Consider the following 20,397-nt stretch of genomic DNA (forward strand, 5'->3'; position numbering starts at 1 on the left):
CAGCATGCGGTTTTCCCGCACTACGCTTTCCTAGCAAGTTCTTTACCAAAGTTTATCACATATTGTGTTGGTGATGCTTTCGGTCTGTAATACCTTATTCTGTAGTCTGAATATAGACCCAGCGTTTTGTATATCCATTCGCTACTCCATTTCTTCCAACCAAACCCTTTCTTTGCTTTCCTGGCTCGCATTAAATTGCGTCTTACCTTCTTTTCCACCCAGTGTTTTACGTAACTGAACTTTCGACTAGAGTTTCCTATCCTAAAGTAGTTTACCCACCCTCTCAATATCGGATTGATGTCATTTATCACTCTTTTTATCGGTTGCGATTTATGGCGCCGAAATATTTCCTTCAACTTGCGTAGCAGGTTTGTTCGTGCTTTCATCTGCGGTGTTTTCCTGACATTCCACTTTCCTTGTTTTGTGATATTCTCTTGAAAATCAAACCCTAGGAAGCTAAATGTTTCTCCTTTCTTTAGGTTAATGACTTTTGTCTTTTCTTCATTTACTCTCACTTCTAGTTTTGCTAATTCTTCTTCCAACCTTCTGTATACTGCTCTTTCTAGCCATTCCCGTTTCGGGTATTCTCTGATCAGTATCACCAAATCATCTGCCCATCTGGCATATTCCATACGTTGGTACTTTCCTTCTTTGGTCACCTCTTTTGCTTTCTCCAACATTTTATCTACCTCATTTAGGTATATATTGCTTAGTAGTGGTGAAAGTGGTGATCCTTGTGCCATTCCTCGTTTTCCTCCTATTTTGAGGATTAGCTTAATCATGCGCATGATTTCTTTGTCATTTATTCTTTTGGCAATCTTTTCCATCAGAATATGATGTCGCACACTGTCAAAGTAGGATTTTAGATCTACGTCAATTACTTTTGTATTGCCTTTGATTGCTGCTTCCGTTACTTTTTGTACTGCTTCATGCGCATTACGCTTAGGTCTATACCCGTATGATCCTTTTTGGAAGTCTGATTCGAATATCGGTTCAAGTATTAGCTTCAGTGCTGTTTGCACTATTCTATCCCGGATGCAGGGTATGTTCAACGTTCTGAATTTTTCTCCAGATTTTGGTATTTCCTTTCTCCGGTTCCTATTTGGGCTATAGGTCTTGGTTATTAATTCGTGTCTTATTCGTTGAAGATACTTTCTTGAGCCCTCTGTCTCTATCGATTCGAATGTCACCCCATCAATCCCTGGTGCCCCATTACTCCTCTTCGTTAGTTTGTAAGCTTCCTCCAGTGTCTCCATTTTACAGACATGAACATGGATTCCCCAGAATCGCCATTCCGGTTCTGCCTTCGCTTTGGTGTATATCTTTCTTCTCAGGTCTTGTAATTTTATCGGCATTTTTGTCATTTTTACCTTTACCTTCCTTTTGTTAAAAGATCCCTGCTAGTAGGGTGCCTTTGCTCCATGAGCGTTACCTCACTTCTTCACTACTACGCACCCATCCGTCACCCTCTCATCTTCAGTTCACTTCCTGTTTTCCAGTTATAGAACCTACCTCTCCAAGGTGTTTCTCCTTGGGATGAGGAGGGCTTCTCCAGTTGCTTTGTATGTCCTCATTGCCATGCTGTTACTAACACCCCGCTGAAGTAGACCAATCGTTTCATTCGTTTTTCGTCTGGTCTATTCTGTCTTCGCCAGTACCAAGATGGCTCGACCTTCAGAATATTCCTTTCGAGGCAATCTGTGCATTCGCTTTCGCTACGGCCTGGTAATTCGCCATTATCCTACGATAATGTTGTCGGTAGGCTTCAACATTTTGGTTTCCCTTTATGCTGCTACCCAAGCTACAGGATTCCGACTTTTATCCTGGTAGGTCTATTTCCTACTGAACAATACTCGCCTTCTCTGGACGCACTTGGTACTGAAAAGAATAAAGACATTCTCATTCACTTCCTCAATGATATCTTGAGCTTTACTGGCAAAAATGCAATACAGGATATAGAGTTTTTAAGTACTATTCAAGACCCTGATATCGCATCTAAAAAGCAAAGTATTGTTGATGTGCTATGTAGAGATTCTACAGGAGTACAATGGATAATTGAGATGCAGGTTGCTAAAACCAAAGGCTTTGAAAAACGTGCCCAATATTACGCTGCTAAAGCCTATTCAAGACAAGCAGATAAAGGTGATCAATACCATAACCTTAAGGAAATTATCTTTATTGCTATAGCAGATTGTATTTTATTTCCTGATAAGTCCGAGTATAAATCAAAGCACACTATTCGCGATGAAGATACTAATGAACATGATCTAAAAGATTTTTATTTTGTATTTATTGAATTGCCTAAATTTTCCAAAACTAAAGAAGATCAGCTTTCAAATATAGTTGAGAAGTGGGTGTATTTTTTTAAGTACGCTGATGAAACAAGTGAAGAAGAATTGGAAAGGATAACAGGAAGTGACGTAATAATCAAAAAAGCGTATGAAGAGCTAAATAGGTTTAACTGGTCAGAAAAGGAGTTTTTAGCATATGAAGGAGAGATAAAGCGTATTCTTGATGAAAAGGCTGTCCTTGCTCAAAAACTTGATGATGCTAAAGAGGAAGGAATCAAAATTGGTGAAGAGAAAGGAAAGATTGAAGGAAAGATTGAAGGAAAGATTGAAGGAAAGATTGAAGTTGCAAAAGCGATGTTGACTAATAATGTTGATATTAACACTATTGTCAAGTGTACAGGTCTTTCTGTCGATGAAGTTCAAGAATTAATTCAAGTTGAAGAGAAATAACCCCTACTATAACTTTTATATTAGGTTGCCTCTTCAATCAAACACAAAAACTGTAATAAAAAAAATTAGTTATGTAAAAGCTATGAAGTTTTTATTTAATTAACTTTTAGGGGAAAACATGACAACAGTAGAACTTAATAACCCAATAACAGTAGAAGGAATTTTACTCTCAGAGCTAACTCTGCGCCGTCCAAAAGTGCGAGATCGTTTAGCTGTTGAACGTATGAGTAATAACGATGCAGAGAAAGAAGTAGCACTAATTGCAAATCTTGCAAGTATTTCAAGAGAAGCAGTAGAAGAACTTGATCTTGCAGACTACAGTAAGATTCAAGAAGCGTTACAAGGTTTTTTGTCTCAGCAGAAGACTTGAGGCTGAGCATATTGTCGCTTAGCTCAATGGTTGGTGGTGGAATCAATCAGTGGCTTGATATGGATATTAAAGAATTTATTACGTGGTTTGAAAGTAGCAAAAAGTTATACAAATGAAAGCAATTTCTATAGTAATTGGAGCAACACTGCAAAGCAGTTTTAATAGTACGATAGCAGGTAGCACGAAGCAACTTTCTCGTATTGGTAGTACGATAAAACAACTTGAATCATCAAGTAAATCAGTATCCAAGTTAAACAATTAAGCCACGATGCTCTGCTTGCTCGGCGTTCTTGGAATGAACTGGAAATAAAAACAAAATCTCTTGCTCAGCAGATAAAAAACGCAGAAGAACCAAGTAAGAATCTGCAAAATGAATTTACAAGATCTAAAGCTGCAGCACTGAAAGCTAAAACGGCTTATTTACAAAAAAGAAGTGCTCTTCACCATTTACGCACGGAGTTCAGTAAAAGTGGTAGAGACATAAAATCTCTTATTGGAGATCAAGCTAAACTTGGCTCTTCTATTGAAAAGCTTAAAAATAACTATACGGCTTTAAATTCCGTAATGCAAAAACGTAAAGGAGTTCTAGCGCAAAGAGTAAATTTCAAAGCTCAAATGATAGATGCTGTAACACTTGGACTCACCCTTGCAGCACCACTTAAAGCTGCAATTAGTTTTGAGAGTGCTATGGCTGATGTAAAAAAAGTTGTAAAATTTGAAGATAAAGATGTAAATGGGTTAACAAAGCTTGGGGAAACATTAAAGGCAATGTCACGAACAATTCCGCTATCTGCAGCAGAACTTGCGCAAATTACTGCAAGTGGTGGTCAACTTGGTATTGCAGCTAAAGATCTTACAATTTTTACAGATACTGTGGCCAAAATGGCAACCGCATTTGATATGTCAGCAGAAGAAGCAGGAGAAGCTATTGCTAAGCTTTCTAATATTTACCAAATTGAAATTGGTGAAATGAAAAGCGTTGGTGATGCGATAAACCATATCTCTGATAACACTGCAGCAAAGGCCAAGGAAATTGTTCCGACGCTAAACAGAATTGGTGGTACAGCAAGGCAATTTGGCTTAACTGCAGTGGAGGCAGGAGCTTTAGCAAGCAGCTTTATTAGTCTTGGTAAAGCTCCTGAAAAGGCAGGAACAGCAATCAATGCCATGCTTAGCAAACTACAAACAGCAAGTAAACAAGGTGGCAATTTTCAAAAAGCGTTTCAAGTGCTAAAAATAAACGCTCAGGAGTTTGAGAAAGCAATCGGTAAGAATGCACAAGGTACATTAGTTAAATTTTTAGAAACAGTTGCAAAATTAGATAAGCAAGAACGTTCTAGCGTTCTCTTTGATCTCTTTGGTCTTGAATATCAAGATGATATAGCGCTACTTACTGGTAGTCTTGATGAGTATAGAAAATCTTTGCGACTAATAAACGAAGAATATCATGGCTCAATGCAAAGAGAGTTTGAAAATAGAGCAAATACTACAGCAAATAATCTTCAGTTACTTAAAAACTCAATAGCAGAAGTGGGAATGAATCTTGGCTTTGTATTATTACCATCTTTAAATTTTACTGTTAATCTTCTCAGGTCAGCAACTACACAAGTAGCGCTGTATGCAAAAGAATATCCAATACTGACTACAGTAATCATGAGCACAATTACTGCTTTGATTAGCATTAAAATAGCAGCCATATCTCTTGGATATGCTTGGACTTTTGTAAAAGGTTCCTTATTCGCTCTTTTGTTTACTTGGAAAGTGTTTGGATCTGTTATTACTTTGGTAAAAATAGGTCTTTCTGCAGTTTTTCCAGCAATAATTGCTGGATTTAAAGCATTGACAATTGCCTTAATGAGCAACCCTATGGGACTGGTTATTGGTGGTTTTGCTGTTGCTGCAACTTTGATAATTACCAAATGGCAAGCAGTAAAGAACTTTTTTGTTACTATCTGGGAATCAGTGAAAATTGTATGGAAGTCTTTTTCTGATTGGGTAGGAAAATTTTGGAATAATATTACTCAGCCTTTTAAAACAATCAATAATCTGTAGAGCAAAAAAAATGAGGCCAGATTAGAAGTTAGCTCTGTAAATAACGTTGTCAGCGATTCTCTTAAGCACCCCATTACAGCACAAAATAAGACTATAGAGAACAAAATGCAATTTAGTATTAATATTCATTCAAGACCTGAGCAGAATGCACGCAGCATTGCTGATGAAGTAATGGAGAGAATTAGAGAACAATTTAGTGGCGCACTTTACGATATAAATTAAATTATGTTATCTCTTGGTCCATATAGATTTGCATTAACTGAGCAAGGTTTTACACGTAGAAGTGAATATCGCTGGCCTGCACTTGAGCGTATTGGGGAAAAGCCATTGCTTCAAAGTATTGGTCCTGGAGAGGACATTGTTGAGCTTGCAGGAGTAATCTATTCATGAGGGATGAAGCAAATAAATAATATGCGAAATTCATCGAAACCTCTTTTACTTATTGATGGCCAGGGTAACATTTTAGGCCATTTTGTTATCGTAAAAATAGAAGAAACACAGAAATATTTTTTTCCAAATGGAGAACCAAGGAAGATTGAGTTTCATTTAAGCCTGAAACACTACGATAACGTGTTGTTAGATGGATCACTAAATAATCCCGTTGACGATATACAATTTGATGATGATGTACTACAAAACTAAAGAAAATGACATGTTAGATTTTATTTGCTGGAGACACTATGGATTCAGCTCTGGCACAGTTGAGGTTGTATTGAAAGCTAATCCTGGGCTTGCAGAGTACGAGCTTCTTCCTGCAGGGTTAACCGTTAAACTGCCTGTAATTCAAAAAGCAATACAAAAGCAAGTAGTAAAACTATGGGATTGAAGTGACACCAGATTTTAGTATTTCAGTAGAAGGAATTTCCATCACTGAGTTGATAAAGAGTCGGTTAGTATCAATTCATATTACTGATGAAGCTGGAGTAATAAGCGATACTGCTATAATTCACCTTGATGACCGTGATTCGTTATTTGAGATTCCTAGAACTGGAGCAAAGCTGAATATTTTACTTGGATATAAAGAAACTGGTATTGTGCCAATGGGAGATTACATAGTGAATGAAATTACGCTACAAGGTCCACCACAGGCGTTAAAAATTAAGAGTCATGCAGCAGACTTAAAACAGTCTTTAAAGGAACAAGTATTTAATGAGTGGCATCAAATTACTTTAAATGATTTGGTGGAAAAAATTGCAAATAAACATAGCTATAAAGCTAAAGTTGCTGCAGAGTTTGCAAATATCATGATATCACATATTGATCAAACTGCAGAGAGCGACATGCATTTTTTGACCAGGCTTGCTCAAATTTATGGAGCAATAGCAAAACCTGCAGGAGGATATTTACTTTTTGTTTCAAAAGGAAAAGCAAAATCAGTTACCGGAAAAACTTTAAGCACTATTACTTTAACACCTGGAAATATTACAAGTTGGCAAGTAAGATTTAATGAGCGTAATCAATATGGCTCGGTTCTTTCCTATTGGTATGATTATGAAAAAGCAGAGACTATAACAGAAAAAATAGGTGATCAAGAACCAAGCTATATTCTGCGAGATGTTTATGCAAGCAGTGATTTGGCGCAAAGTGCAGCATCTGCAAAATTAAATCAGCTGATGAGCAGTACAGCAACACTCAACATTACAATGGCAGGAAATCCTGAATTATTTACCGAAGCAAAGATCAACCTTTTGGGATTTCGCAAAGGAGTTTATGGTGGTTGGATAATAAATAAAGCTGAGCATGTAATTGATAACCTGGGCTATCGTAGTATGATAACAGCTGTTACGGAGGCACGGGAAAGTAAATTGATAATTTCCTCATAGATATCTTTTTTTTCTTTATTATTATTTAATTCCTCTACAGCAAGATCTAAAGGAGTTTTTTTATCTTTGTTTTTAGCAAGAGGATTTGCTCCGTTTTCCAGTAGAAATTTAGTGATTTCTAGATGTCCTTTTCGTGCAGCATAATGCAAAGCTGTCCAGCCAAAAGCATCAGTAGTATTTATATCAATGCCTTCTTCAACCAGAAATTTTATAACTTCTAAACAGCCTCCACTTGTAGCATAGTGTAATGATGTTGCACCAAAATGATGAGTAGCATTGATATCTATTGTATTTTTTATTAAGGATCTTACAGCATCGAAGTTACACTTTTGAGCTGCAGTAGACAATGTTTCAAGATCATTGCCATTTACCTTACTTTTTATTGGTATAATTTTTGATGGTTTACAATGCTGAAACAAAAAGATAACACATATTATTGGTATTATCGAATTTACTAACAGTTTTCGAAAAAGGCTGAATTTCATATCTATGATATTATTTACATTACTTGCTTAATGCAATGAGTTAGCTTTAAGAAAAATTCTTAAGATTTTTTTGGACGTATTTTTGACAAATCTTGTATATATTAGTATACAGCTTTTTGTACAAAAACATGAAAAACCAAAGTACAGGAAAGATCCCTGTAGCAGTAATTGCTACTATGGTAATACAAACAATAGCATTTATCTGGTGGCTGGCCAAACTTGACTTAAGAGTGCAGATACATGACAGGTTTATAGAGCAAAATCAAAGGACTACAGAAATCATCTATCGTCTTGAAGAAAGAGTCAAAAACCTTGCTGAAGAAGTTAACGAGCTTGAGCAGAGACAAAAATGACAAAGTACATTTTATCGGTTGATGGAGGAGGAATTAGAGGAATAATTCCTGCAATTATTCTAGCAGAAATTGAATCTAGGATAAAAAAGCCAATTTCTCAGATCTTTGATTTAATGGCAGGTACCTCAACCGGTGGAATTATTGTTGCTGGACTTTGTAAAAGCAATAAACTTCAATACTCTGCCAATGATTTGGTTGAACTTTACCAAGAGTATGGAGCATATATCTTTCAAGCATCACTTTGGAGAAAATCAATCGCTTCTTGGCTGAGTGGTTCTCAGTACTCATATAAAAATATGGAATTTATTCTCAACAAATACTTCGGCGAAAGCACTATGGCCGATGTTGCGAGTAATCTACTGCTCACTAGTTATGACATTCACAACAATTGTGAATTTTTCTTCAAAAGTTGGAAAGAAGAAAACATTAAGTTGAAAGATGCACTCAGAGCTACAACAGCTGCCCCAACGTACTTCACACCAAAACGTCTGAAAATTAGCCAAACAGAGAGAGTATTGATAGATGGCGGAGTGTTTGCCAATAATCCAGCGGCTTGTGCATATGCAAGTGCTAAGAAGTTATTTCGAGATGATGAGATTATACTGCTATCAATAGGCACTGGTGGAACAGATAGAAGTATAAAGTATGCTAACTCAAGGAAATTTGGCAAAATAGGGTGGATCAAGCCACTACTGAATGTGATGTTCGCTTCTGGATTGGATTGCGTTGATTATCAACTAGAACAAGTAATAGATGATAAATACATAAGAATACAATCGCAATTGAAAGTAGCATCGACTGAGATGGACAATATTACACTCAGAAATATCAAATTTCTTCAGCAAGAGGCAAGTAAAATGATAGAGGATAACCAGAAAGTGATAGACAAATTCTGCAAGCAAAATCGAAAACTATAACTGAGCTAGAAAAACAAAATAAGCGAGTTTCTAGTATCTACTTTAATAAATTTACTAAAATATTTTTTTAATATTATATATTGAATACAGAAGCACAAGAATTTCATCCAGTAATGCAGATAATTAATTATGTAATCACCTTTGTTGGTATTTTAATATATTGTGTAGAAATCAGTAAACTAATGTTGCTTTTAATTCAGGTTAAGTTTTGGAAGCATGATTTTCAAGTTCCTCAATAGATAAATCTGTTATTTTAGAAATAGCATTAACAGAAACGTCCAACATAAGTAGATTATTTGCAACCTTTATTGACTCTGCTTTGTAAATCAGGAATGTTGCACCAAATGTTGACATTAAACTTTATGATATGAGGTATCTTTGATGTTTTTACGCTACTAAATTCATGATATCCATCTCTTGGCGATTTAAGCCTATTTTTAGAGTATTTATAAAAAGACGATAAGACCCTTCTACATCTAAAGCCTAAAATGCAATTCTCAGATGATCTCTGACAGACGTTTTTTTCATCAACACATTCAAAACAATAAAAAGATTGAATATTTCTTCACAATTGTGTATAATTATTAATGCTTTGGTGCACGTAACGATTATACTTTAAAAAGAATGTTGGCTACTGAGAAGAATGAAGACATCTTCATCAGAAAAAAAAGGGGCAAAAACAGAGAAAATTGATGTAACTACTTAAGGCAGGTGTCTCTATTGCAGCTGAGACAGCTGATCACTCATGATCAAATAAAAAAGTTATAAGCACACAGATTGGATCACAGTATCTTTTTTAAGAAGAAGATTTATCTTGCTTAAAAACTTGTAGATACTATATTTTACATAAATTCTTCATGCGAGGCCTTTATGTTTACTAATAGAATATCTAATAATCTGGATCAGCTGCAATTTTTTGTAGAGTTTTTAAATGAAAACTATGAAACTCAGAAACATCTTAGTCTTACGCCGCTACATTTAGCAGCAGGAAATGGTCAGTTGGATTTAGTCAACACTTTATTAGGAGAGGGTTTAGATATTAACTCAGAGATTAAGTACGATGCCTTTACGCCACTGTATTTTTCAATTGCAAAAAATCGCTTAGAGATGGTTAACTTTCTTATTGCTCATGGAGCAGATGTAAACCATAAGACCATTCTAGGCTTTACACCTTTAAGTTTTGCATCCCAGCAAGGATATTTAGATATAGTCAACACCTTGATTGCAAATGGAGCAGATCTTAGTACTAAAACAGATAAACTTAATACACCTTTACACCTAGCAGCAGAGAATGGTCATCTAGATATAGTAAATGTTTTTATTGAAAAGGGATTAGATGTTAATGCTGTAAATAATGATCGAGCAAGACCTTTGCATTCTGCAGTACAAAATGGTAACCTCGAAGTAGTTAAAGCTCTTATTTCACAAGGGTCTAATATTAACGCTGGATCTTCAGGCATAGGTAATCATAAAGTTGATGCAAACATTACACCCTTACATCTGGGAACACAAACTGGTAGGTTAGATATAGTTAAAGTTCTGCTTGAAGCGGGAGCAAACGTTAATGCAAAAACAGATGATAAGATTACACCTCTACATTTAGCGTCTCAAAATGGCTTTTTAGAGTTAGTAGACATTTTACTAAAAGCAAAATCTAATGTTAATGCTAAGGATTATGAGAATCTTACACCTCTACATTTAGCAGCAGAACGTAATCACTTTGGAGTAGTTAAGTCTCTTCTTCTCGTAAGGGGAATTGATGTTAATGCTAAGGACCACGATAATTCCACAGCTTTACATATAGGATCTCAGAATGGTCACTTAGAAGTAGTGAAGCTACTAATAGAGAAAAAAGCCAATGTTAATGCTAAAAAAAACGAAGGTTTTACACCTTTGCATCTAGCAATTCAGCAAAGTCATTTCGAGGTGAGTGATTTTTTAATTAAAAATGGAGCAAACATTAACACCGTGGATGATCAGAATTGGACTCCTTTACATAATGCAGCATATAATGGTTTTTCTTTAAAAATAGTAGAGAGCTTAATTGCAAAAGGAGCAAATATAAATGCAAAGATGGATGATGGTAGAAGAGCTCTACATTTGGCAGCAGAACATAATCACTTGGAAATAATGAATTTCTTGATTGAAAATGGAGCAGATATTAATGCTCTAGATAACAGAAGTTGGACTCCTCTACATTGTGCAGCATATGATGTAATTTAGAAGTTGCTAAATCTTTGCTTGATAAAGGAGTAGACATTAATGCTAAAACAGTTAAAAGTACTACACCTCTACACTTTGCAGTAGACCATGATCATTTAGAGGTGGTTGAATTGCTCTTAGAAAAGGAAGCAGATATTAATGCTTTAGATCACACAAATTGGACTCCTTTACATTTTGCAGCAGAAAAAGGTTATGATCAGATAGCAACCGTTCTATTGAAACATGGCGCTGATGTAAGTGTAAAAGAAAGTCAAAATAAAGGCACAGCCCTACATCTTGCAGCTCAATATGGTCATCCTAAGGTAGTCAAAACCCTTATTATAAGTGGAGCAAATGTTAATGCAAAAATGGATAAAAATGCTACACCTTTACACTTAGGGGCACAAATTGGTAATTTAGATATAGTTAGGTCTCTGCTTATGAGCGGAGCATACTTTAATGCTAGAGCTGAAGGAGGTAGATATGTTTTACCATTACACTTTGCAGAAAGAAGAGGAAACCCAGAAGTCATAAAATTACTAAAATTGGTTGAGAAGTTATTTAAGGCTATAGAAGATAATAATTATTTAGGAATTGAGAGTTCCATTAGAGATGGAGCAATCATTGATTCGAAAAACGTGGATGGAAGAACGCCATTACATTATGCTGTTAATAATGGGCACATAAAAGTTGTAAATATCTTGCTAGCAAATGGAGCTGATGCTACTAAAGTTACTAACAAAGGTAATACACCATTACACACTGCTGCTTCCAAAGGTCATAAAGAAATTATTGAAGCTTTGTTACAACGTGTAAGCCACAATAAATTGAGTGATTTTATTAATGCTAAAACAATAGTTAAAGGCACTGCATCGTTGCATGTTGCTACTGAAAATAGCTTTTTTGAAGCTGTAAAGTCTTTGTTGAAACATGGTGCAATTTATAACATCAAGAATAAGGAAGGTAAAATACCACTTGATCTTTCTCGAGACCAAAATATTACTAACCTATTGAAATTAGTAGAAGAGCTGTTTGAGAATGCAAAAAATGGTAATGTTGAAATTATCAGTAAGCTGAGAGCAATAAAACCCGATGAGCGCGTAGCTGTAACAAATGCTCGTGATGATCAAGGCAAGTCATTAGTCCAGGTTGCAGTAATCAATAAACACTCAAACCTTGCAAGTAGATTATTAGAAATATTAAAAAGTCCAGATCAGAGTTTACAAGATGTCAGCGTAGAAAATCGAGTAAAGAGTTTAAAGTTATAGCTCTCTTAAATGAAACTCTAATGAGGGTGACAAGATCTAGAAAATATACAAAAATTTTGTTACAAAATAGTGAAATTTAGGAGGATTTTAAAAATATGCTAAATAATAATATTAACAAAGAATTAGAAAAAGCAGTCTATGAACGAAACTTAGAAAAAGTTAAAGCTCTTTTGTCTGCAGGTGCTAATGCTAACCTTAGAGTAGAAAGGAATAGAGATACGTTACTTCATACTACTAGTAGTGTAGAAATTACTAAAGAGCTTTTGTTAGGTGGTGCCGAAGTCAATTCAAGAAACATGTATAGTGAAACTCCACTACATTCTGCTATAACACTGGGGAAGGAATTAGAATTAGTTAGAGAACTTCTGAAACATGGTGCTGATGTAAATGCAACAAACCGTAAAGGCAATACTGCACTGAACCATGCTGTAAAAAAAAGTGGTAAAAATCTGGAAGTAGTTAAAGAACTATTAGAATATGGAGCTGATATTAATATAAGAAATCGTGAACGACGGCTTTATGATAATTGTTCCACATCTTTAGATAACGCTGTAAGTGATCTAGCATGCGCTAAATTGTTGATTAAATTTACTTTAGTAAGGAACTTCAATAAGGATTACGGAAAAATTATTGACTTATCTCCTTATAAAGGAGGCAGTAATTACAGTAAATTATCAAGTTATCTAGATGACTGTGTTTGTGAAATTCTTCAAATGAAAACAGATGAAATAAAAGATAGCCTTCCACTATATGAATTTGTTACAAATAATTTCAACATACATGTACTATATAATAATCAATTATCTGTAAGACTAGCAAAAATTGATTATTCCATACGCTATCCTATATATAATGATATCATATTAGATAAGGTAAAACCTTTTTTAGAAAGAGCAGATTTGTTAAATAAGTTAAGTAAGATACAATTTTATACTAAATTAGATGTGGCAGATCAAGATGCCAAAGAAAAGAAAATTATTCTGGATCATGATTCTACATATAATATAACTGAATATCTATCTAATGATAACTTGTTAAACTTTATAGTAGCGTTTGATGATTCCAATAAACGTACTTTTCAATCTTTAAGTTCCTTAAATAATCTCGTAGAGCCTGGTACAAGACTTTATGAAACTTCTATAAGTAATGATACCAAACGTGCAAGATTAGAATAAATACATTTTTTGTCAGTACTAGAGTTTTTTATGAACAACAATTAGTCGTATGGTTCCAGAGAGGTGATACATAAGAGATTGCTATAATGCCAAAACACTAAACTTAGTGCTTTTTTATGTAAGTTGATCATCATTTCTCTTTGTTGTTTTCAAACGGGTTATTATTAGTAGGTGTTACTAAAATTTAAACAACCAACACATTTCCCACACCCAAAATCAAATGTTGTGAAGGCTTTTCGTCCTGAAATTGCAGGATTAGTAGATATTCTCTCAAAAATATTTTATTAACAAAAGATGCTATTTTAATTTTTGCCATATTAAGTAAACTTTGCTATTCTAATACTGGTGTAAATATATCTCAGAGAGGGTTTATGCATGTACCTAAACAACAAACCAGTTTTTATCAAGAAGATAAACAGTTTTTATCACGTTCTTACACATCAAAAGAGGAGTTTATTAGAGAATATAAAAAGCTCTACCGCAGAAAAGCAAAAGCTGAAGAACTTTATCTCCTGGTTTTAACTGAACTCGAAGAGACAATATCAGATGGTAATGTCGACAGCTTAAAAAAATTAAGCAATTTTATTGATTACATAACTGATGCAGAAGATCAAGTAACTTTGAGAGACTATTATGATAATGCTAACAATCCTGTTAAGAGTACTAACTTAGTTATCTTAGCTTGTAAACACAATAAGGTAAAGATTTTAGAATACCTACTTGGCAATAATAGTAAAATTCTCAGTAATTTATCTGTTGGCATCAGAGAAACTACTATATTACCAGATGATGAGGATGAAACATGCCATAATGCGTTTTATTATGCTATACGTTCAGGTAATGTTGAACTTCTTGATACACTCATTAATAAATGGCCAGGTAATTATTTTGCTGTTCATTTCAGGGAATTAGATGAAATTCTTTCACGAGCTTATGAGGAATTAAAACTAAAGAACGTATTCTTGTCAGAAGAGATAGAAATTTTTGTTGAAAATAAGTTGATAAACCTCCGTTTTTTCTCTAGTGCTTCTGGACAAGATCAGAATGTGAAGAGTTATCTTAATAACATAAGAGAGCGGATTGAGTTAGTACTTCAAAATATTAGCCTGTTAAAGGCAGAGTATTCAAACACAGAAAAAGTAGATGAAAAGTTTTTATTCATAGCAAAATTTATTGCACAAAATATTCATATATTAAAGCGGCAGTTGAAATCAACCTACGATAGACTACCTTGGGAAGAAATGGAATTTTGTTTGATCAGTTTTGTTTCTTCTCACATAAAACGACAGGAAATGAATCTATTCTATAATGCCACATTGAATAAAAGTAAAATACTAGACCACTTGGAAAATTTTGCAAAGAAACTTAAAGAAGAAAAAGATATTATAGAAGGTGTGGACATTGGTAAATTTGCTGATCTCCCGAAGTTAAAACGTGAGAAGGTTGTTGCAGAGATCGTTAGCAATTATCCTCAATTTGGAGAGTTGTATAGCGATTATCAACAAATTAGGGATATTCATTCTTTAGAGAAAATAAGTGATTATATAAAGTTGGCATTATCAGCTAATCCTAAAGAAAGGGAAGGACAGTTAATTATTACAAGGGTTTTACAGGTTATTGGTGAATATTTAAAAAACACTCTAGAATCTCCCAAGTTATCTAGCACTACAAGCGAGCTTCTTCTACTATCATTACCAAAGAACACAAGAGAAGTCATTATAGATTTACGTAACTCACTATCACATGCTTATTCACTCTCTAAAAGAACAGAGATTGAGGAAAATACAGATGTTAATTTTTTTATTGGTGTTCAAAATGACACTAAGAAAGTTGGTGATGTGATTACTAGTATTCTTTATGACAACAAAATTAAAACTGTCAGAATACTTCTAAGAAAAATTATTAATAGTGAGAACTTGGATGAGATAAAAGAAGTCACCGAAGCGTTTAGCAACGCTAAATTAGATGAAATAACCTCAGGAAACTTTGTAACAATGGAACACGAAAAGCTTAAAAAGCTCATTGCAGAACTAAGCAATAGTGTAACTGAAAAGACAAGTCACGAGCAAGAGCTGTTTAATAAAATTAATAACATAATCAATTGTGCAGGAACTCAATCAGAAAATATCAGAACTGATTATATTACAGGGTTTGCATTATTAAAGAGTTTAAGTATTGGCTTTAGTGATAATAAGATTGACCATAACGTTATTAGGGGAATGAAATTTCGTGCTAATAAAACATTAGAGAATATTGTTCCCCGAATAGAATCTCACAGCCTTAAAGAGATTGCTGAGCTATCGAAGAAGATTTCTCATAGTGTTAAGTCAAGAATACAAGAAGACAACCTTGATGAAGTAAATAGATTAACTTGCGAAATTTTTTATATTGCTGAATTTGGAACAGGTGATATCAAATGGATTGAGGAATTAAGAGAAAAGTTGAATGAGAAAGGTTCTTTTATTCCTGCATACAAACAAAAGAAGACTTACAATATAACAGAAGAAAAATATAATAACCAACTTGCACTGAAGCTATCTGAACTGAAAAGTATTTTAAGGAATAACGCATTGAGTGGTAAATTAATTGAAAAACTCCCTTCCTATAAGAGTAATAAGAAATTGCAAGCAGTAGTAGAAATGCTTGTTCTGGATATAATGTCAATCTTAGGCACCTCAAAGAATTATCTAGAAAACAATTTACTTTTCTTAGATGAGAATACTCCTTTACTAACTGGAAAATGTTTGCGTAATCACTTAGCACACGATAATGCCTTGGTTGATGTATTGTTATCTGATCCCTCAATAGCAGTTATCTTAAACGCTAAAAAACTTACTTCAGAAAACATAATGAAAAGTAAGAAAAAAGTTGGCAAGTTAGTGAGAGACGATCCTTCCAAATTGAAGGATAAATACGATCAAGGTCTTATTACTATTACTAATCAGGAAAGAATGTTTGTCGCATTGGAAGAAGGGAATCTCGAAGACTTAAAGAGTTATCTCAAAAAAGGAGCAGACATCAATGCTAGAAGTATTAACTTATGGACTACATTACATTTTGCTGCTAAGGGACCTAGTCTTGAAATTGTAAAATTTGTTCTTAATCAAAATTTAGACGTTAATGTTAAAGATATTAATGGTCAAAGCCCACTACAGATCGCTGCTGCACATGGAAGAAAAAATATTGTGAAGTTTTTTGTAGGGGAAGCTGGTTTATATGTTGATGATGCAGATAATCATGGCAAAACACCACTACACATTGCAGCCCAAAATGGTCACAAGGATACTGTTGAGGTTTTATTAAAAAATAAAGCCAGTACTGTTACTCAAGATATGAGTGGTCTTTCACCTTTATATTATGCAATAAGAAATAATCATGTTAATGTTGCTAAGGTTCTACTAGAAAAAGATACGAATGTTGATATTAATGAGGCCATGGGTGGCTTTACTCCATTGCATGAAGCTGCAGAAAGTGGTCACCTGGAGTTAGTTAATTTCTTACTTCAAAATAAGGCAGACGTTAATGCTAGAAATGACAGAGATTGGACACCATTACATGCAGCGGCGTTTAATGGCCATCTGGAAATAGTAAACGCTTTAATTCTGAAAGGGGCAAATGTTAATGCTAGTGTCATAAATGGTTGTACACCATTACACTATGCAATAGAAAACGGTCATGAAAAGATAGCTAATATTTTATTGAAGCATGGAGCTAATGTTAATGTTGTTGACAAAACCTATAATAACACACCTTTGCACTACGCAGCAAAAGATGGACATGAGAAAATTGTTAAGGCTTTACTGACAAATAAGGCAAATGCTAGTATTGCCACTGTGGAAGGTATAACCCCACTACATTTTGCAGTGCAGAGTGGCCACTTGAAGATAGTTGTTGCTCTTCTTGAGCATGGGGTTAACATTCGCGCTAAAGATAAAAATAATGCTACGCCATTACACTATGCAGCAGAGAGTGGTCATAAGGCAGTTGCTGAGCTTTTAATAAAAAATGGAGTAGAAATCAATGATAAAGCCAATAATAATCTAACACCATTACATGTAGCTGCTCTGAAAGGTCACAAAGATATTATTGAACTCCTAATAAGAAATAAAGCTGAAGTTAGAGCTCAAGACATTAAGGGTAGTACACCATTACATGCAGCTGCTATGAACGGTAGCAAAGATGTTATTGATCTCTTGATAAAAAATAAAGCTGAAGTCGATGCTAGAACTAATGATGGTATGACACCATTACATTCAGCTGCTCTAAATGGCCGTGGAGATGCTGTTGTTTTCCTAATAAAAAATAAAGCTGAAGTAAATGCTAAAGCTAATTATGGTCTTACACCGTTACATGCAGCTGTTGTAGAAGACCATAAAGACGTTGTTAATCTTTTAATAAAAAATAAAGCTAAAGTTAACGCGGAAGGTATTGCAGGCAGTACACCATTACATGTAGCTGTGGAAGCAGGTCATAAGGAAATCGTTGAGATTCTGGTAGCAAATGGAGCCAATGTTAATGTTAAGAGCAATAACCTAACACCATTGCTTTCTGCTATTAAATATAATCATAAGGAAATCGTCGAAGTTCTTATAGCAAATGGAGCTAGTGTTAATGTAGAAGGTGGTGAACCTTTATTACTCGCAGTTCTTGCTGGCTACAGAGATATTGTAGAGATTTTGCTAAGAAATAAAGCTTATGTTAACACAAAAGGTCCTGAAAATACTACACTATTGCATTTGGCTGCTAAAAGAGGTGATAAGGAGATAGTAAATGCTCTGATAACAAAAGGAGCTAATGTTGATGCTATGACTATTAATGGTACAACACCGTTATATCTTGCAGCACAAGAAGGTCATGGGGAAATTGCTGAAACTTTGATAGCAAATAGGGCTAATGTTAACATTGTAAATGTTGAAGGTGCTCCGCTACATATAGCTGCAGGACACGGCCATGATAATGTTGTTGAAGTCCTATTAAGTAATGGAGCAAAAATTAATGTTAAAGACAATAAGAGTAGAACATCTTTAGAATTAGCAGTGTCACATGGTCATTTGCAAGTGGTTAAAATGTTACTGCAGTATAAAAAAGTAGATATGAATGCTAAAGGCAATGATGATTGGACTATACTGCACATTGCTTCACAGGAAAGTAACTTGGAAATGGTAAAATGTCTAGTAGATGAAGGGTCTAATATTAATGCTAAAAATGCCTCTGGATCAAAGCCTATACACATTGCAGCTAGAGAAGGTTATAAAAATACCGTAGAGTTTTTCCTTAGCAAGGGGTTGAGTATTAATGAGCTTGGTGCAGCTAACCAGACATTACTACACTATGCTGCAATGAAAGGTCGGTTAGAAGTTGTAAAGTATTTGATAGCACAAGGTGCTGACGTTAATGCTAAAGATACTAATGGCTTAACCCCTATGCATATTGCTGCTAATTTTGGTTATAAAGACGTTATTGAAGTTTTATTAAAAAATGGTGCAGTTTATAACGCTGTTGACAAGCTTTGTAGAAGACCATTAGAAATGACTAACGATAAAGACGTTATCAATCTATTAGCATCAACTGAGAAATTATTTGAGGCTGTAAAACGTAATAGCTCTTCAGAGGTTGAGAATTACATTCAAGCAGGAGCGTTTGTTAATGCCAAAAATGCTGATAGTGTAACACCATTATATTATGCTGCATGGAAGGGCTATGATGGAGTTGTCAATATTCTATTACAAAATAAAGCTAATCCTAATGTGGTTGGTAACAAGGGGTTTACTCCTCTGCATTATGCTGCTAAGTTCTCTCACTTAAAAGTTGTAAAGGCCCTATTGTCTAATGGTGCAGTATACAATGCTGTCTCTGACAGTGGGAAAACACCATCAGATTTTACTGTGGATAAAAGTATAACTAGCTTATTTAAACTAGTCAGTGAATCATTTAAAAAGGTTAAAGATGGTAATGCTCAAGTTATTAATGACCTAAATAAGATAAAGGATATTGATACAGTAAAAGCAGTGATGAGTGCTCGTAATAGAGAGAACAAAACGTTAGTAGTTGCTGCAGTACATAGTAACTTTTCAAAAGTCGAGCAGTTGAAGCAGATATCGCAAAGTGACGTATCCGCTCAGATTGATACAGCTTTAGTGCTCTTGAATCAAGGCAATTACCAAAAAGCCTTAAGTATTTTCAGAAGCGCATTTGAAAGAAGAAAAGAAATACTAGGACCAGACAATCCTGGTACTTTAGATATTCAGACATATATAGCCAAAGTGCTATATAAGCAAGGAATTTACCAAGAAGCTTTAAATATGCTTGAAGAGATTTTTCAGAAACAAAAAGAAATGCTGGGTTTAAACGATAAGGATACTTTAAGTACAAGAAGTACAATCGCTTTAGTGCTGCATAGACAGGGGAAAGATGAAGAAGCTTTTAATATTTATCAAGAAGTCTATCAGAGACAAAAGGAAATACTAGGGTCAAATCATTCAGATACCTTAAATACTCAGTTTCACATGGCATTAGTATTAGATAAACAGGGAAAATATGAAGAAGCGTTAAATATCAATAGGGCAGTTTTTGAAAAGAGGAAAGAAACACTAGGTACACATGATCTAGCCACTGTGAGTGCCAAAAATAATATAGCAATGGTACTAGCTAACCAAGGTAAATACGAAGAGTCCTTAAAAATCTATAAAGAGGTTTTTGAAAAGAAGAAAATAATTTTAGGTATTAATCATGCTGATACCTTGAGAACGTTACATAACATTGCTGGGGTACTCTTCAATCAAAATAAACATCATGAAGCCTTGAAAGCTTTTCAAGAGGTTTTAAATATCCAGAAAAAAGCTTTACAACAAAATCACCCAGAAACCTTGAATACTCAATACAACATAGCAAATGTACTTTTTGCTCAAGGGAAATGGATCAGCGCACTTAAAGTCTACAGAGAAAGTTTTGATCAAAGAAAAGCTGTTTTTGGACCAGGAGAGTAGACCGGCGGAGCTTCCCCACCAGTCT

15 protein-coding genes and 1 pseudogene are annotated in these 20,397 nt (G+C 34.6%); 13 read left to right on the plus strand and 3 right to left on the minus strand.

The window, feature by feature from the left end:
* Positions 1-20: 20 nt before the first annotated feature.
* On the minus strand, positions 21-1,364 hold the full coding sequence (gene ltrA / locus OOL01_RS06280; protein ID WP_007302360.1) for a group II intron reverse transcriptase/maturase: 1,344 nt from the start codon (positions 1,362-1,364) through the stop codon (positions 21-23).
* Positions 1,365-1,820: 456 nt separating this feature from the next.
* Between ltrA and OOL01_RS06285 the strand changes: the two genes are divergently transcribed.
* The 7 genes and pseudogenes from OOL01_RS06285 (at position 1,821) to OOL01_RS06315 (ending at position 6,986) form a co-directional block, all read left to right on the plus strand.
* Complete coding sequence (locus OOL01_RS06285) at positions 1,821-2,741, plus strand: Rpn family recombination-promoting nuclease/putative transposase (protein ID WP_264687263.1); 921 nt, start codon at positions 1,821-1,823, stop codon at positions 2,739-2,741.
* 118 nt (positions 2,742-2,859) lie between these two features.
* The gene (locus OOL01_RS06290; RefSeq protein WP_262986631.1) at positions 2,860-3,111 is read left to right on the plus strand and encodes a phage tail assembly protein; all 252 of its coding nucleotides are present in this window, start codon (positions 2,860-2,862) and stop codon (positions 3,109-3,111) included.
* Between the two features lie 112 nt (positions 3,112-3,223).
* A complete protein-coding gene (locus OOL01_RS06295) occupies positions 3,224-3,373 on the plus strand; it encodes a hypothetical protein (protein WP_264686608.1) in 150 nt (49 codons plus the stop codon).
* A 302-nt stretch (positions 3,374-3,675) separates the two neighbouring features.
* The gene (locus tag OOL01_RS06300) at positions 3,676-5,163 is read left to right on the plus strand and encodes a phage tail tape measure protein (RefSeq protein ID WP_264686609.1); all 1,488 of its coding nucleotides are present in this window, start codon (positions 3,676-3,678) and stop codon (positions 5,161-5,163) included.
* A gap of 225 nt (positions 5,164-5,388) precedes the next feature.
* Positions 5,389-5,805 (plus strand): annotated as a pseudogene (locus OOL01_RS06305) (phage tail protein).
* Positions 5,783-5,989 (plus strand): tail protein X, encoded by a 207-nt coding sequence (locus tag OOL01_RS06310; RefSeq protein WP_406718390.1) that lies wholly within the window; start codon positions 5,783-5,785, stop codon positions 5,987-5,989. The pseudogene OOL01_RS06305 and the gene OOL01_RS06310 overlap by 23 nt, the downstream one beginning before the upstream one ends.
* Position 5,990: 1 nt before the next feature.
* On the plus strand, positions 5,991-6,986 hold the full coding sequence (locus OOL01_RS06315; protein WP_264686611.1) for a phage late control D family protein: 996 nt from the start codon (positions 5,991-5,993) through the stop codon (positions 6,984-6,986).
* On the opposite strand, the gene OOL01_RS06320 is transcribed toward OOL01_RS06315, so the two are convergent.
* Positions 6,923-7,471 carry an ankyrin repeat domain-containing protein gene (locus OOL01_RS06320; RefSeq protein ID WP_264377158.1) on the minus strand — a complete coding sequence of 183 codons (549 nt, stop codon included), beginning with the start codon at positions 7,469-7,471 and terminating at the stop codon, positions 6,923-6,925. The genes OOL01_RS06315 and OOL01_RS06320 overlap by 64 nt on opposite strands.
* Positions 7,472-7,599: 128 nt before the next feature.
* On the opposite strand from OOL01_RS06320, the gene OOL01_RS06325 reads away from it, so the two are divergent.
* Positions 7,600-7,824, plus strand: coding sequence for a hypothetical protein (locus OOL01_RS06325; RefSeq protein ID WP_264377157.1), 225 nt, complete (start codon positions 7,600-7,602; stop codon positions 7,822-7,824).
* Complete coding sequence (locus tag OOL01_RS06330; protein WP_264686612.1) at positions 7,821-8,741, plus strand: CBASS cGAMP-activated phospholipase; 921 nt, start codon at positions 7,821-7,823, stop codon at positions 8,739-8,741. The genes OOL01_RS06325 and OOL01_RS06330 overlap by 4 nt, the downstream gene beginning before the upstream one ends.
* Positions 8,742-8,942: 201 nt before the next feature.
* On the opposite strand, the gene OOL01_RS06335 is transcribed toward OOL01_RS06330, so the two are convergent.
* Positions 8,943-9,095: a hypothetical protein gene (locus tag OOL01_RS06335; RefSeq protein ID WP_174516912.1), complete on the minus strand. Its 153-nt coding sequence runs from the start codon at positions 9,093-9,095 to the stop codon at positions 8,943-8,945.
* Between the two features lie 516 nt (positions 9,096-9,611).
* Here OOL01_RS06335 and OOL01_RS06340 point away from each other — a divergent pair.
* From OOL01_RS06340 to OOL01_RS06355, 4 genes are all read left to right on the plus strand, one after another.
* Positions 9,612-10,964 carry an ankyrin repeat domain-containing protein gene (locus OOL01_RS06340; RefSeq protein WP_264686613.1) on the plus strand — a complete coding sequence of 451 codons (1,353 nt, stop codon included), beginning with the start codon at positions 9,612-9,614 and terminating at the stop codon, positions 10,962-10,964.
* A 14-nt stretch (positions 10,965-10,978) separates the two neighbouring features.
* A complete protein-coding gene (locus OOL01_RS06345; RefSeq protein ID WP_264686614.1) occupies positions 10,979-12,211 on the plus strand; it encodes an ankyrin repeat domain-containing protein in 1,233 nt (410 codons plus the stop codon).
* A gap of 95 nt (positions 12,212-12,306) precedes the next feature.
* On the plus strand, positions 12,307-13,386 hold the full coding sequence (locus OOL01_RS06350) for an ankyrin repeat domain-containing protein (protein WP_264686615.1): 1,080 nt from the start codon (positions 12,307-12,309) through the stop codon (positions 13,384-13,386).
* Between the two features lie 371 nt (positions 13,387-13,757).
* Positions 13,758-20,372, plus strand: coding sequence for an ankyrin repeat domain-containing protein (locus OOL01_RS06355; protein WP_264686616.1), 6,615 nt, complete (start codon positions 13,758-13,760; stop codon positions 20,370-20,372).
* Positions 20,373-20,397 lie beyond the last annotated feature (25 nt).

The organism is Wolbachia endosymbiont (group B) of Rhopobota naevana (assembly GCF_947250615.1).
Classification (GTDB): Bacteria; Pseudomonadota; Alphaproteobacteria; order Rickettsiales; family Anaplasmataceae; genus Wolbachia.